Annotated in this window: 13 protein-coding genes; 5 read left to right on the forward strand and 8 right to left on the reverse strand. The window is 68.5% G+C overall.

Translation table 11 applies throughout. The annotated features are described in order from the left end of the window. Nucleotides 1-479: HNH endonuclease signature motif containing protein (locus tag ACTWP6_RS04625; RefSeq protein WP_443186947.1), on the forward strand; the 479-nt coding region annotated here is incomplete at its 5' end. Between the two features lie 18 nt (nt 480-497). Here ACTWP6_RS04625 and ACTWP6_RS04630 read toward each other — a convergent pair. Genes ACTWP6_RS04630 through ACTWP6_RS04650 form a run of 5 tightly spaced genes read right to left on the reverse strand, consistent with a single transcriptional unit; the run spans nt 498 to nt 6,252 of the window. After that, nucleotides 498-1,238: an SDR family NAD(P)-dependent oxidoreductase gene (locus ACTWP6_RS04630; protein WP_443186948.1), complete on the reverse strand. Its 741-nt coding sequence runs from the start codon at nt 1,236-1,238 to the stop codon at nt 498-500. 31 nt (nt 1,239-1,269) lie between these two features. Further along, a complete protein-coding gene (locus ACTWP6_RS04635; RefSeq protein ID WP_443186949.1) occupies nt 1,270-2,877 on the reverse strand; it encodes an ABC transporter ATP-binding protein in 1,608 nt (535 codons plus the stop codon). Continuing rightward, nucleotides 2,874-3,758 carry an ABC transporter permease gene (locus ACTWP6_RS04640; protein WP_443186950.1) on the reverse strand — a complete coding sequence of 295 codons (885 nt, stop codon included), beginning with the start codon at nt 3,756-3,758 and terminating at the stop codon, nt 2,874-2,876. Before ACTWP6_RS04640 ends, ACTWP6_RS04635 begins: the two co-directional genes overlap by 4 nt. Next, the gene (locus tag ACTWP6_RS04645) at nt 3,755-4,702 is read right to left on the reverse strand and encodes an ABC transporter permease (RefSeq protein WP_443187102.1); all 948 of its coding nucleotides are present in this window, start codon (nt 4,700-4,702) and stop codon (nt 3,755-3,757) included. The genes ACTWP6_RS04640 and ACTWP6_RS04645 overlap by 4 nt, the downstream gene beginning before the upstream one ends. Before the next feature lie 5 nt (nt 4,703-4,707). Beyond that, nucleotides 4,708-6,252, reverse strand: coding sequence for an ABC transporter substrate-binding protein (locus ACTWP6_RS04650; protein ID WP_443186951.1), 1,545 nt, complete (start codon nt 6,250-6,252; stop codon nt 4,708-4,710). Between the two features lie 121 nt (nt 6,253-6,373). On the opposite strand from ACTWP6_RS04650, the gene ACTWP6_RS04655 reads away from it, so the two are divergent. Then, nucleotides 6,374-6,892 (forward strand): hypothetical protein, encoded by a 519-nt coding sequence (locus ACTWP6_RS04655; protein WP_260753994.1) that lies wholly within the window; start codon nt 6,374-6,376, stop codon nt 6,890-6,892. A 12-nt stretch (nt 6,893-6,904) separates the two neighbouring features. Beyond that, nucleotides 6,905-7,975, forward strand: a complete 1,071-nt coding sequence (locus ACTWP6_RS04660; RefSeq protein WP_443186952.1) for an NAD(P)H-dependent amine dehydrogenase family protein — start codon at nt 6,905-6,907, stop codon at nt 7,973-7,975. On the opposite strand, the gene ACTWP6_RS04665 is transcribed toward ACTWP6_RS04660, so the two are convergent. Beyond that, complete coding sequence (locus ACTWP6_RS04665) at nt 7,972-9,054, reverse strand: SAM-dependent methyltransferase (RefSeq protein ID WP_443186953.1); 1,083 nt, start codon at nt 9,052-9,054, stop codon at nt 7,972-7,974. The two genes, ACTWP6_RS04660 and ACTWP6_RS04665, sit on opposite strands and share 4 nt — an antisense overlap. A 76-nt stretch (nt 9,055-9,130) precedes the next feature. Between ACTWP6_RS04665 and ACTWP6_RS04670 the strand changes: the two genes are divergently transcribed. Next, nucleotides 9,131-9,868, forward strand: a complete 738-nt coding sequence (locus ACTWP6_RS04670; RefSeq protein ID WP_260753986.1) for an SHOCT domain-containing protein — start codon at nt 9,131-9,133, stop codon at nt 9,866-9,868. Nucleotides 9,869-9,881: 13 nt separating this feature from the next. Here ACTWP6_RS04670 and ACTWP6_RS04675 read toward each other — a convergent pair whose 3' ends face one another. Together ACTWP6_RS04675 and ACTWP6_RS04680 are read right to left on the reverse strand one after the other, a co-directional pair. Further along, nucleotides 9,882-10,511: an MBL fold metallo-hydrolase gene (locus ACTWP6_RS04675; RefSeq protein WP_260753983.1), complete on the reverse strand. Its 630-nt coding sequence runs from the start codon at nt 10,509-10,511 to the stop codon at nt 9,882-9,884. Next, a complete protein-coding gene (locus ACTWP6_RS04680) occupies nt 10,508-11,602 on the reverse strand; it encodes an S-(hydroxymethyl)mycothiol dehydrogenase (RefSeq protein ID WP_260753982.1) in 1,095 nt (364 codons plus the stop codon). Before ACTWP6_RS04680 ends, ACTWP6_RS04675 begins: the two co-directional genes overlap by 4 nt. A gap of 35 nt (nt 11,603-11,637) precedes the next feature. Between ACTWP6_RS04680 and ACTWP6_RS04685 the strand changes: the two genes are divergently transcribed. Beyond that, a complete protein-coding gene (locus ACTWP6_RS04685) occupies nt 11,638-12,417 on the forward strand; it encodes a dioxygenase family protein (RefSeq protein WP_443186954.1) in 780 nt (259 codons plus the stop codon). Nucleotides 12,418-12,425 lie beyond the last annotated feature (8 nt).

Genomic DNA, 12,425 nt, shown 5'->3' on the forward strand with positions numbered 1-12,425 from the left:
AGTGGCGGGATTTGACCTGCCGGTTCCCGGGTTGCGACGCCCCGGTGGAGCGCTGCGATGTCGACCATACGACGCGGTGGCCGTTCGGGGTCACGCATGCTTCAGGGCTCAAGCATTACTGCCGTACCCATCATGTGATCAAGACGTTCCTCACCGGGGTGTACGGCTGGCGTGACGAGCAGCGCCGCGACGGCCCGGTCGTGCTGACCGCACCGACCGGGCATGTCTATGTCACCGAACCGCTTGGCGGACTGTTGTTTCCGACCTTGGCGACACCGTCGGCGGCCCTGCCCGATCTCGACGTGCCCGCGGAGGCGCCGGACAAGGCGGCGATGATGCCGCGACGGGCCAGAACCCGCGAGCAGGAACGGCAGGCCCGCATCGCCCGTGAACGCCGCCGGCGTATCGAGATCAACGCCGAACGTGAACGCCAACACCAGGCGTGGCTGGCCGCCACCTACGAACCGCCGCCGTTCTGAGTGGCACCGTTCACCGGGTCAGCCCGCGCCCTTGCCGTTGTCGACGCGGTACACCGCGCCGTGAATGGCCGCCGCATCCTCACTGGCCAGGAACGCGATCGTCTTCGCCACGTCCTCGGTCGCCATGAAGCCGCGCGGGGACGCGATCCGCATGATCAGATCCCAGTCGGCGTTGTCGGGCGCCTCGAATTCGGTGGTCTGGGCGGTCGGCATGCCACCCGGACAGATCGCGTTGACCCGCAGCCGCTCCTTGGTGAATTCGACGGCCAGCGCACGCGTCAACCCGATCAGCCCGTGTTTGGCCGCGCAGTAGCCGGCCGAGTACACCTCACCCTCCACACCCGCGATCGATGCGACGTTGACGATGTTGCCGCCCGACTCCAGCAGGTGCGGCAGCGCCGCGCGGCACAGGAAGAACGGGCCGTGGAGGTTCACCGACAAGTCGGTCGCCCAGTCGTCGTCGGTCATCGACACCGTGTGCCGCATCTTGTGGAAGCCGGCGATGTTGGCGAGCACGTCGAGCCGGCCGAACCGGCCGACACAGTCCTGCACCGCCTGCGCGCACGCGGCCGCCGAGGTGATGTCCACAGACGAGAAGGCGGCGCCGGGAATGTCGGCGAACACCTCGGCCATGCGCGACGCGTCGCGCGCGATGCCGAACACCGTCGCGCCGCGTTCGGCGAACAACGTCGCCGTCGCCGCCCCCAGACCCGCCGACGCCCCCGTGACCAATGCGACCTTGCCGCTCAGTTGACTCATGCCCCCGACTTTCTCACGGGCCCGCCGAACCTCACACGGCGGAGCGGGGTTTCACCGGTGGGACCGCGGCCAGCAGCGCCCTCGTGTACTCCTGCTCCGGTGAGGCGAACAGGTCGTCGGCGGGGCGGTTCTCGACCACCGCACCGTCGCGCATCACCAGCACTTCGTGGCTGACCTGCCGGATCACCGCGAGGTCATGCCCGATCAGCAGATACGTCAGCCCGAGTTCGCGTTGCAGCCGTGACAACAGGTCCAACACGCGTGCCTGCACCGACACGTCCAGCGACGCCGTTGCCTCATCGAGAATCAGCAGATCCGGTTCGGCGGCCAGCGCGCGGGCGATACTCACCCGCTGCCGTTGGCCACCGGAGAGCTCGTGCGGATACCGCTGCGCGAACTCGGTGGGCAGCCCGACCAGATCGAGCAGCTCCGCGACCCGTCGCCGTCTGGCCTGTCGTCCATCGGCGAGCTTGTGCACCACGAGCGGCTCGGCGATCGAATCACCGATACGGCCACGAGGATTCAGCGACGAGAACGGATCCTGGAACACGATCCCGACCCGGCGCCTGATCTGTTTGGCCGCAGCACCTTTGACCGTCAGCACATCGTCGCCGGCCAACGTCGCGGTGCCCGCATCCGGTTTCACCAGGCCGGTCAGGCAGGCCGCGACCGTGGACTTGCCCGAACCGGATTCGCCCACCAGGCCCAACGTGGTGCCGCGCCGCACGCGGAACGACACGTCCTTGACCGCATGCACCGTTGACCGCCCGACCGGGGTGCTCACCGTGAACCGGACGTCGAGGCCGTCGACTGCGAGCAGAGGCTCCGCATCAGGGACCGCCGGCGGGCCTGCCCGGTCGAGTACGGGCCGCGCCGCGAGCAGATCGCGGGTGTACTCGTCGCGGGGCCGGTCGAACACGTCCAGGATCGGCGCCTGCTCGACGGTCACCCCGTTGCGCATCACCGTCACCTCATCGGCGACCTGGCCGATCACCCCGAGATCGTGGCTGATCCACACCACCGCGGTGCCGAAGTCGCACTGCAGGGTGCGCACCAGCTCGATGATCTGCGCCTGGGTGGTGACGTCGAGCGCGGTGGTCGGCTCGTCGGCGATCAGGAGCTCGGGGTCACACGCCAGCGCGATCGCGATCATCACCCGCTGGCGCTGCCCGCCGGAGAGCTGGTGCGGATAGGCGTGCAGACGCATCTGCGGGTCGGGCAGCCCAACGGCCTCCAGTAGTTCCAGCGCGCGGTCCTTGGCCGCCCGCCGGGTCAGATTGCGGTGTGTCTCCAGCGATTCGGTGATCTGACGTTCCAGCGTCAGCAGCGGGTTCAACGACGTCCCCGGATCCTGGAAGACGAACCCGATCCGCGCCCCGTGCACACCACGCAGCACCCGCGGCACCGCGCCGACCAACTGCACGGGCTCGGCCCCGCCGGTCAAGGTGCTTGAGCCGGAGACGCGGGCGCCCGGCGCGTCCAGCAGGCCGGTGGCGGCGAGCACGGTCATCGTCTTGCCCGAGCCCGACTCGCCGACGATGCCGACGGTCTGCTCGCGGGCGACGTCGAAGGACACCCCGTCGACGATGGTGCGGGCGCCGATGCGCACCCGAAGGTCCTGCACGCTCAGCACCGTCATGGCTCCCTCCTGCGGGCCTCGACGGTGGTGCGCTGTCTGGGATCCAGCACATCGCGCAGCCCGTCGCCGAACAGGTTGAACGCCAACACGATCACGAAGATCGCCGCCCCGGGGAACACCGCCATCCACCACGCCATCGTCACGAACCCCTGCGAATCGAAGATCATCCTGCCCAGCGACGGCTGCGGAGGCTGAATCCCGAGGCCCAGGAACGACAACGCGGCCTCGGACAGAATCGCGAACGCCAGCGACAGCGACGTCTGCACGATCAGTGGGCCCGCGATGTTCGGCAGAATGTGCCGCCGCAGGATGTACACGTCGCCGGTGCCGAGGGCCTTCGACGCCGACACGTACGGTTCGGTACGCACCCCGAGCGTGCTGGCACGCGAAACCCGCGCGAAGATCGGCGTGTACACGATCGCGATCGCCAGGATCGTCGTCGTCACGCCCGGGCCGAGGATCGCGACCACCGCGAGCGCGAGCAGAAGCACCGGGAACGCGAACATCACGTCCACCACCCGCATCAGCACTGTGTCCAGCCAGCCGCCCCGGTAGCCGGCGATCAGCCCGACCGCGACACCGACGACCATGGCGAGCACCACGCTGATGACCGCGATCCGCATCGACGCCTGAATCGCCACCAGCACCCGCGACAACACGTCGCGACCCAACTCGTCAGTGCCGAACCAGTGCGAACCACTGGGCGGGGCAAGGGCATTCGGCACGTCGACGTCGTTGACGCCGTAAGGGGCGATCCAGTTCGCCGCCACCGCGACGATCGCCACGACGATCAGCACGAGCGCACTGATCAGCGTGACCGGGTTACGTGCGAGCAGCCGCCACGACGAGGTGCGGGTGCTGTCCGGTCCGGTGCTCGTCATCCCAATCGGATCCTCGGGTCCACAACGGCGTATAGCACGTCGACGAGCAGGTTGATCGCCAGGAACAGTGCCGCGATCAGCAGCACCGCGCCCTGGATCAGCGGGTAGTCGCGGGCCGCCACCGCGTTGAACACCAGCCGTCCCAGGCCGGGCCACGCGAACACCACCTCGACGACGATCACGCCGCCCAGCAGGGTGGCCAACTGGATACCGGTGATGGTCAGGATCGGCACCAGCGCGTTGCGCACCGTGTGCCGGAAGGTCACGACCCGCGGGGAAAGTCCTTTGGAGCGGGCTGTACGGACGTAGCCCATTGCGGCGACCTCCAACACCGCCGAGCGCACATAGCGGGTCATGATCGCCGCCGCCACCACCCCCACCGTCAGGCCGGGCAGGATCACGTGACGCAGCCACCCCGCGGGGTCCTCGAACAGCGGCCGGTAGCCCGACGTCGGCAGCCACCCCAGCACCGTCGAGAACAACGCGATCAACAGGATGCCCATCCAGAAGTCCGGGATCGACACCCCGAACTGGCTGCCGATGCGGACCAGCGCATCGCTGAGCCTGCCTTCCCGCAGCGCGGCGTAGATGCCGGCGGGCAGCGCGATCGCCAGCGCGATGACGATGCCGACGAGTCCGAGCGACAGCGTGGCCGGCAGCCGCTCCACCAGGGTCGTGGTGACAGGGTCGCCGTTGCGGAAGCTGACCCCGAGGTCGCCGGTCAGCGCCGAGCCGAGGTAGCCGAAGAACTGCGACACCAGCGGACGGTCGAGACCGCTTGCAGCGCGCAGTGCTTCGTAGGCCTCGGGGGTGTAGCGGGTGCCGAGTGCGATGCGCACCGGATCACCGGGCACCAGGTGTACGAGCGCGAAAACGACGATCAGCACGCCGAACAACACGATCGCCGAGTACAGCAGCCGGCGCGCGACGAACCTCACGATCATCACGGTCACGCACCCCCGCTCGTGTCGAATGTTGCCGTGCGGAACCGGACCGCACCGTCACGGCGCGCCTCGTATCCCGACAGTTGCGGGTTCCACGCCTGGATGACCGAGGGGTTGTAGAGGTAGATGTAGCTGACCTGGTCGGCGATCAGCGTCGCGGCCTTGGCGTACGCGTCTTTGCGCGCGGCTTCGTCGGTCTCGACGCGGCCGGCGTCGAGCAGCCGGTCGACCTCGGGGTCGGAGAATTTCTGCGCGTTGCTGGTGCCGTCGGTGTGGTGCTGGGCGTAGTAGAAGTCGTCCGGATCGATGTTGCCCAGCCATCCCATCATCAGCATGTCGAAGTTGCCCGAGTTCTGCTCGTCGAGCCAGGTGGCGAAGTCGACGGTGCGGATGTTCACCGTGATGCCAAGCGGCGCAAGGTTGTCGGCGATGATCTGCGCTGCCGTCACGGTCTCCGGGTATTCGGTGGTGACGAGCATGTCGAGGCTGGTGGGCCGCGCGCCCGCCGTGTCGAGCAGGCTGCGGGCGGTGTCGAGACCTGCCTCGCCGTCCTCGCGATACCTGTCATACGCGGTGAACCACGGATTGCCCTCGGGGATCGCGAGCTGGTTCACCGCCGCGGTTCCGTAGCTGGTGGCCTGCACGATCGCGTCGCGGTCGACGGCGTAGGCGATCGCCTGCCGCACCCGCACGTCGTTCCACGGCTCGCGCGCCTCGTTGAGCGCCAGATACCAGTAGTCGTTGCTCGGGGTGACCGCCAGTTCGACGGACTCGTCGTCGCGCAGCTGGGCCACCCGCTGCGGCGGCACTGAGTCGGTCCAGTCCACCTCACCGGCCTGCAGCGCCGACAACGCCGTCGACGGTTCGGAGATGAACCGGAACGTGACGCCGGAGACGCCTGGCGGTCCATCCCAGTAGTCGGGGTTGGCGCCCAGCGAGATCGAGTCGCCGCTCTTCTGGCCGAGGAATCGGAACGGCCCGGTCCCGACCGGGTGGGTGGCGATCCGCCCGCTCTCGACGTTGGCGCGCGACACGATCGCCATGCCTTTGAAGCCACCGAGGTTGGTCAGCATGTTCGGCCTGGGGCGGTCCACGCGGATCACCACGGTGGCCGGGTCGGGGGCCTCGACGGCGCGCACCGAGTTGAACTTGTCCGAGTTGGCCAGCTGCTCGTCGATGATGCGCCGGTAGGAGAACAACACGTCGTCGGCGGTCAGCACAGTGCCGTCGTGGAACGTCACGCCGGGACGCATCCGGAACGTCCATGTCAGCTGGTCCGGACTGACCTCCCACGACTCGGCCAGCGCGGGCCGCATCCGGAGGTTCTCGTCAGGTTCGACGAGCGTGTCGAACACGTTCTCCAGCACCTCGAACGAGAAGTACGCCGTGGTCTTGTGGGGATCGAGTTGATCGGGTTCGCCGGCGATCGCCGCCACCAGGGCGCCGGTGCCCTGGCCGAGGTCGACGCGCTGTCCGGTCGAGCAACCGGTGACGGCGACCAGCAGCGCACATATGGCGAGAACAGCGGTGCGCACCGCCGTCCTCGCCATATGCAACCACCCGGGAACCCGAGTCTGCAGTGCCGGTCTTCTACCCGGGCGCCCCGCGGGCAAAACCCGGCACCCGACAAATCCGTGACTTTGTCCACCGACGGCTGAAATACTGCGGGGCATGAAGCTGCTGCGCGGTGTGGCCGCGGTCGTCGTTCTCGCCGGTGCCGCCGTGGGATTCTCCGGCCCGGCCCAGGCGGCCAACGTGATGGAGGGTGTCTACAACTACACCTCCGAAGGGCAGTCCGGTACGTGGACCATCTTTCCGTCGTGTGTGCCGGTGGTCGGTGACCTGCGGGAACCGCTCTACCTGCCGGTCGGCTGCCGGCTGCACGTCACCCCGTCGTCGGGCCTGACCGGAGGTGACGCGGTGCTGGTCGGCGGTGTGTGGGGGTTCACCACCCCGAAGAAGGAGGGCATGCAGTGCCCGGACGGCAGCTGGGCGCCGACGGTGGAGGTCATCCGGTTCGACGATGTCACGATGTCGGGCACGCGCAAGATCACCCACACCGGCAACTGCGGGATGGCGCCGGGGATCATCGAGACCCCGTTCACGCTCTCCTACAAGGAACCGCTGCCGATCCCGGTCGACCGGTATCCGTTGATCTGTGAGCCCGGCGGCCTGCGGCGCTGCTTCTAGAGGAGCGGCGCGATGAAGCGAGTGGTGATCTGGGGGACCGGGTTCGTCGGCCGGATGGTGATCGCCGAGGTCGTCAAGCATCCGCAGTTCGAGCTTGTCGGCGTCGGTGTGAGCAATCCAGACAAGGTGGGCCGTGACGTCGGCGAGCTCTGCGGGCTGGGCCGCGACATCGGGGTGATCGCCACCGACGACGTCGACGCGCTGATCGACCTGTCACCCGACGCGCTGGTGCACTACGGTCCGACCGCCGCGCACGCCGAGGCCAACATCGAGCTGATCACCCGCTTCCTGCGGGCCGGCATCGATGTGTGCTCGACCGCGATGACGCCGTGGATCTGGCCGACCATGCACCTGAACCCGCCCAACTGGATCGAGCCGATCACCGTGGCGTGTGAGCTCGGAGAGTCGTCGTGCTTCACCACCGGCATCGACCCCGGATTCGCCAACGACCTGTTCCCGATGACGCTGATGGGCCTGTGCTCGGAGGTCCGTCGCGTGCGCGCCTCCGAACTGCTTGACTACACCAACTACGAAGGCGACTACGACCGCGAGATGGGCATCGGCAGACCGCCCGAGTACCGGGCGATGCTGGAGAATCCGGACATCCTGGTATTCGCCTGGGGCGCCACGGTTCCGATGATCGCCCACGCTGCCGGGATCATGCTCGACGACATGACCACGACGTGGGAGAAGTGGGTGACGCCCGAGGAGCGCAAGACCGCCAAAGGGGTCATCGCGCCGGGCAACGTCGCCGCCGTCCGCTTCACCGTCAACGGGGTGTACCGGGGTGAGACCCGCATCCAGCTCGAGCACGTGAACCGGATCGGCAACGATGCCGCACCGGACTGGCCGGCGGGCAACGAGAACGACGTGTACCGCGTCGACATCGAGGGCACGCCCAGCATCTTCCAGGAGACCGCGTTCCGGTTCACCGACGGTTCGGGGCGAGACGCCGCAGCGGCCGGATGCCTGGCAACGGGCCTGCGCGCGCTGAACGCGGTGCCGGCGGTCAACGACCGCTCACCCGGCTGGGTCACCGCACTGGACCTGCCGCTGATCCCCGGAGTCGGAACGATCCGTTAGGCCTTGGGCCGCTTGAAAAGGACCACGTGGGCCAGCGGTATCCGGGTCTGCTCCGGCGCCGCCGCGATCCGCTCGGCGGCGCCCTTCTCCAGCCGGTCGAAGAATTCGCCGACGCGCTCGGCGGCCCGGTTCTCCAGTGCATGCGCGAGCGAGGCGAACAACGCCGCCCGCGCAAAGGCGGCCCAGCGTGCTCCGAAAGCTCTTGCATCGCCGTCGATCCGGTATTTCTCCCAGAACCGGTCGGTGGCGTCGAAGATCTCCAGGTGCTCGATCTCCAGCCGTTCGAAACGGCCCGACGGGGCGAACGGCGCCGCGAAGTCGGCCGCGCGGCGGACCACGGTCGGGATGCACATCCGCGCCACCTCGTCGGCGGTCAGCAGGCCGCTGCCGGCCAGCTCGTCGAGGGCGTCGAGCAGGGCCGACATCAGCAGCCGGAAACCGTGATCGCCGTCGTCGCCCATCGCCGTCGTCATCACCACGAGCCGGCCACCCGGGCTCAGCTCCCGGCCGCGGAACGCGACGAACTCGTGCCAGTCATGAGCACCCTGCCGTGCATACGCCGCGCGCACCAAGTCGTCAGAACAGAAATTCGCGTGGATGTGACCGTCGATGCCGCACGGGACGCGGGTCAACCAGTCGATCGCCCATGAACTCCAGCCCAGGTGCACGCTGTCCGACGGCAGAATCTGGGAGTAGAACGACCGGCCTATCGCCGAGACGAAGGTGGCCTTGTCCTTGTTCAGGTAGGTGTCCGGGTCGTTCTCCAGGGTGTGAAACAGCTCGGTGAAGTCGTTGTCCGGCCGGTCGGTGTGGGCCACCAGCACCGAATGCTCCGGACGGGTTCGCTTGCGCAACACCGCGATCGCCGCACCGATCGGCAGCAGCGAGTTCAGGCCGTTGGCCGCGCCGTAGTCGGCGATCACGATCGGCTGGCCTGGCCTCGGTAGCGGCACCGCGGCCGCCGCACGCTCGAAGACGGCGATGGCCGGCTTCAGTCCGGCGCCCTGCAGGCGCGACGAGGCACTGTAGGAGTCGCTGTCCTTCGGCTCAGGGCGCACCACGATGCTGGATTCCGCCATGACCGGAACGGTAGTCCTCGGCATGCCGTCGCGCCGCAGAAGGCGGGCCCCCGCGTAGCTGTGCGAAACTCTGCGCATGACAGGTCGGGTCGGGCCGCGTGTCGCGCTCACCGTGACCATCCTCGCGACGGTTTGCGGGGCGGTCGGCTTCCTCGTGACCCTGATGCTCAACGCGTTCGTCTACGACGAGTTCGATGCCTATGGGCAGATCCCGATCCCGGGAACCGGACAGTTGACGCTGCCGGCGGGGGAGGTGACCGTCAGTTTCCACACCCGCGCGCCCGGCGGGACCGACGGCGGTTTCCCTGTGCCCCCGTTGCGGCTGGCCATCACGTCCGCCGACGGCGGCCCCGAACCCGTGGTGACCGAGACGATGAGCTCGACCACCTCGGTCAACAACGACGTCCGCGTCCGTATCTGGATCGCCCGGATTCCCGCCGACGGTGTCTACGAGATCCAGACCGACGGCGAGGTCAGAGGTTACATCGACCCGCGGATGGCCTTCGGTCGCGACACCTCGGCGGGCTGGTTGCCGGGGACGTTCGGCGCGGTGTTCGTCGCCGGCGTGGTCGGGCTCGCGCTCGCGGTGGTGTGGTCCTCACGGGCCGGGCGCACACCGCGACCGCTGCCGGGTCCGGTCAACCTCGACGAGCCGAGCTGGCCCGGGCCGCTGCCGCCGCCGGTGTCCTCCTACCAGCCCAGCGATCAGCGGATCCGCCTCGAGCAGCTGAAAACACTGGCGGCGCTGCGGGACTCCGGTGTGCTCACCGAGCAGGAGTTCGAAGCCGAAAAGCGCCGCATCCTGGAGGGTTGACGGCTCCTGCGGCTCAGTGCCCCCTGGCCACCCATTCGTCGTAGTGCACGATCTCGTCGCCGACGGTCGTGGAGTCGCCGTGACCGGTGTAGACGACGGTGTCCCCGGGCAGCTTCCCGAGCCGGCCCGAGATCGATTCCAGGATGGTCGGGAAGTCGGAGAACGAGCGTCCCGTCGCGCCCGGCCCGCCTTGGAACAGCGTGTCACCGCTGAACACCGCGTTCAGTTCCGGGGCGTGCCAGCACACCGAACCGGGGGAGTGCCCGGGGGTGTGCAGAGCACGCAGTTCGGTGCCTGCGACCCGCAGCGTGTCTCCGTCGGAGACGGAGCGGAAATCGCTGTCCGGGTGGGTCATTCGCCACAGCACCTCGTCGGCGGGGTGCAGCAGCACGGGGGCGTCGAGCGCCTGCCCGAGCTGCGGGGCGACGGTCACGTGGTCGTTGTGGCCGTGCGTGCAGACCACCGCCACCACGTGCCGGCCGCCGACGGCCTCGATGATCGGTTCGGCGGTGTGGGCCGCGTCGAACACCACGACTTCCTTGTCGTCGCCGACGATCCAGATGTTGTTGTCGACGTCCCAGCTGCCGCCGTCGAGTTCGAATGTTCCGCTGGTGACCAGTCGCTGAATCGGTCCGCCGTTCACAGCACCACCACCGAGCGCAGCACTACATCGTCGCTGCCGGCGTGCATCTTGTGGAACGCGTCTTCGATCTGGTCGAGGCCGATGCGTTCGGTGACGAACTTGTCCAGCGGGAAACGGCCCTGCAGATACAACGAGATCAGGGTCGGGAAGTCACGCTCGGGCAGGCAGTCGCCGTACCAGGAGGACTTCAACGCCCCACCGCGGGAGAAGAAGTCGATCAGCGGCATCTCCAGTGTCATGTCCGGGGTCGGCACCCCGACCAGCACCACCGTGCCGGCCAGATCGCGGGCGTAGAACGCCTGCTTCCAGGTCTCGGGACGGCCCACCGCGTCGATCACCACATCGGCGCCGAAGCCGTCGGTCAGGTCCTGGATCGTCTCGACCACATCCAGCTCGCCGGCGTTGATCGTGTGCGTCGCACCGAACTCCCGGGCCCAGTCGAGCTTCCGGTTGTCCATGTCGACCGCGATGATCTTCTTCGCACCGACCAGCCTGGCGCCGGCGATCGCCGCGTCACCGACGCCGCCGCACCCGATCACCGCGACGGTGTCGTCGCGGGTGACCGCGCCGGTGTTGATCGCCGCGCCCACACCCGCCATCACCCCGCAGCCCAGCAGACCGGCCGCGGCCGGGTCGGCTGCCGGATCGACCTTGGTGCACTGGCCTTGGTGCACCAGCGTCTTGTCGGCGAACGCGCCGATACCCAGCGCCGGGGTCAACTCCGTGCCGTCGGTCAGGGTCATCTTCTGCGCCGCGTTGTGGGTGTCGAAGCACAGATGCGGGCGACCGCGCTTGCATGCCCGGCACTGTCCGCACACCGCGCGCCAGTTCAACACCACGAAGTCGCCGGGCTCCACGTGGGTGACGCCCTCGCCGACGGATTCCACCAGACCTGCCGCCTCGTGGCCGAGCAGGAACGGGAACTCGTCGTTGATCCCGCCCTCCCGGTAGTGCAGGTCGGTGTGGCAGACCCCGCACGCCTGGATGTCGACGACCACTTCACCCGGGCCGGGATCGGGAATGACGATGTCCACCACCTCGACCGGTTGAGCCTTGGCCCGAGCGATCACACCGCGCACAGTCTGAGTCATGGTCTCGACCCTAATGGGTCAGGCAGAGTGGGGACATGTCCGACCGCATGCCCGTCGCATTCCTCTCCCACGGCGCCCCGCCGCTGGTGGACGACGCGCTGTGGGTGTCGCAACTGGCGGACTGGGCCGCCCGCCTGCCCGCCCCGTCGGCGATCCTCGTCGTCTCCGCGCACTGGGAGGCCGCGCCGCTGACCATCGGTTCGACCGATCCCCGCACGCCGCTGACCTACGACTTCTGGGGCTTCCCCGAGCGCTACTACGACGTCACCTACGACGCGCCCGGGGCGCAGGACGTCGCGGCCGCCGTCGCGAAGTTGATGCCTTCCACCGAGCCTGTGCACCATGACCCCGACCGCCGGCTCGATCACGGCGCGTACGTCCCGCTGACGGTCATGTACCCGGCGGCCGACGTGCCGGTGCTGCAGATCTCGCTGCCCACCCTGGATCCGGAGCGGCTGCTGCATCTCGGGAACCGGCTGCGACCGTTGCGCGACGACGGTGTGCTGATCCTCGGGTCCGGCTTCACCACCCACGGTCTGCCGTTCCTCGACGACCCGAGGCCGAACGCGGTGCCGCCGGGCTGGTCGGTCGAGTTCGACGCGTGGGCCCGTGAGCGGCTGGCGGCCGGCGATGTGGACGCGCTCGTCGACTTCCGCCACCAGGCGCCGGGCATGCCGTACGCGCATCCGACGATCGAACACTTCGCTCCGCTGTTCGTCGCGCTCGGTGCGTCCGACGATCCCGGCGCGGCGCCGAAACAGGTGATCGACGGCTACTGGATGGGTCTGGCGAAACGGTCGGTCGAACTGGGCTGATCAGGGCT

Source organism: Mycobacterium sp. 4D054 (assembly GCF_052245755.1).
Lineage (GTDB): Bacteria > Actinomycetota > Actinomycetes > Mycobacteriales > Mycobacteriaceae > Mycobacterium.

Excerpts from the sequence above, each read along its gene's own strand:
- ACTWP6_RS04630 (WP_443186948.1), bottom strand. The coding sequence starts at position 1,238 with ATGAGTCAACTGAGCGGCAAGGTCGCATTGGTCACGGGGGCGTCGGCG.
- ACTWP6_RS04635 (WP_443186949.1), bottom strand. The coding sequence starts at position 2,877 with ATGACGGTGCTGAGCGTGCAGGACCTTCGGGTGCGCATCGGCGCCCGC.
- ACTWP6_RS04640 (WP_443186950.1), bottom strand. The coding sequence starts at position 3,758 with ATGACGAGCACCGGACCGGACAGCACCCGCACCTCGTCGTGGCGGCTG.
- ACTWP6_RS04645 (WP_443187102.1), bottom strand. The coding sequence starts at position 4,702 with ATGATCGTGAGGTTCGTCGCGCGCCGGCTGCTGTACTCGGCGATCGTG.
- ACTWP6_RS04650 (WP_443186951.1), bottom strand. The coding sequence starts at position 6,252 with ATGGCGAGGACGGCGGTGCGCACCGCTGTTCTCGCCATATGTGCGCTG.
- ACTWP6_RS04655 (WP_260753994.1), top strand. The coding sequence starts at position 6,374 with ATGAAGCTGCTGCGCGGTGTGGCCGCGGTCGTCGTTCTCGCCGGTGCC.
- ACTWP6_RS04660 (WP_443186952.1), top strand. The coding sequence starts at position 6,905 with ATGAAGCGAGTGGTGATCTGGGGGACCGGGTTCGTCGGCCGGATGGTG.
- ACTWP6_RS04665 (WP_443186953.1), bottom strand. The coding sequence starts at position 9,054 with ATGGCGGAATCCAGCATCGTGGTGCGCCCTGAGCCGAAGGACAGCGAC.
- ACTWP6_RS04670 (WP_260753986.1), top strand. The coding sequence starts at position 9,131 with ATGACAGGTCGGGTCGGGCCGCGTGTCGCGCTCACCGTGACCATCCTC.
- ACTWP6_RS04680 (WP_260753982.1), bottom strand. The coding sequence starts at position 11,602 with ATGACTCAGACTGTGCGCGGTGTGATCGCTCGGGCCAAGGCTCAACCG.
- ACTWP6_RS04685 (WP_443186954.1), top strand. The coding sequence starts at position 11,638 with ATGTCCGACCGCATGCCCGTCGCATTCCTCTCCCACGGCGCCCCGCCG.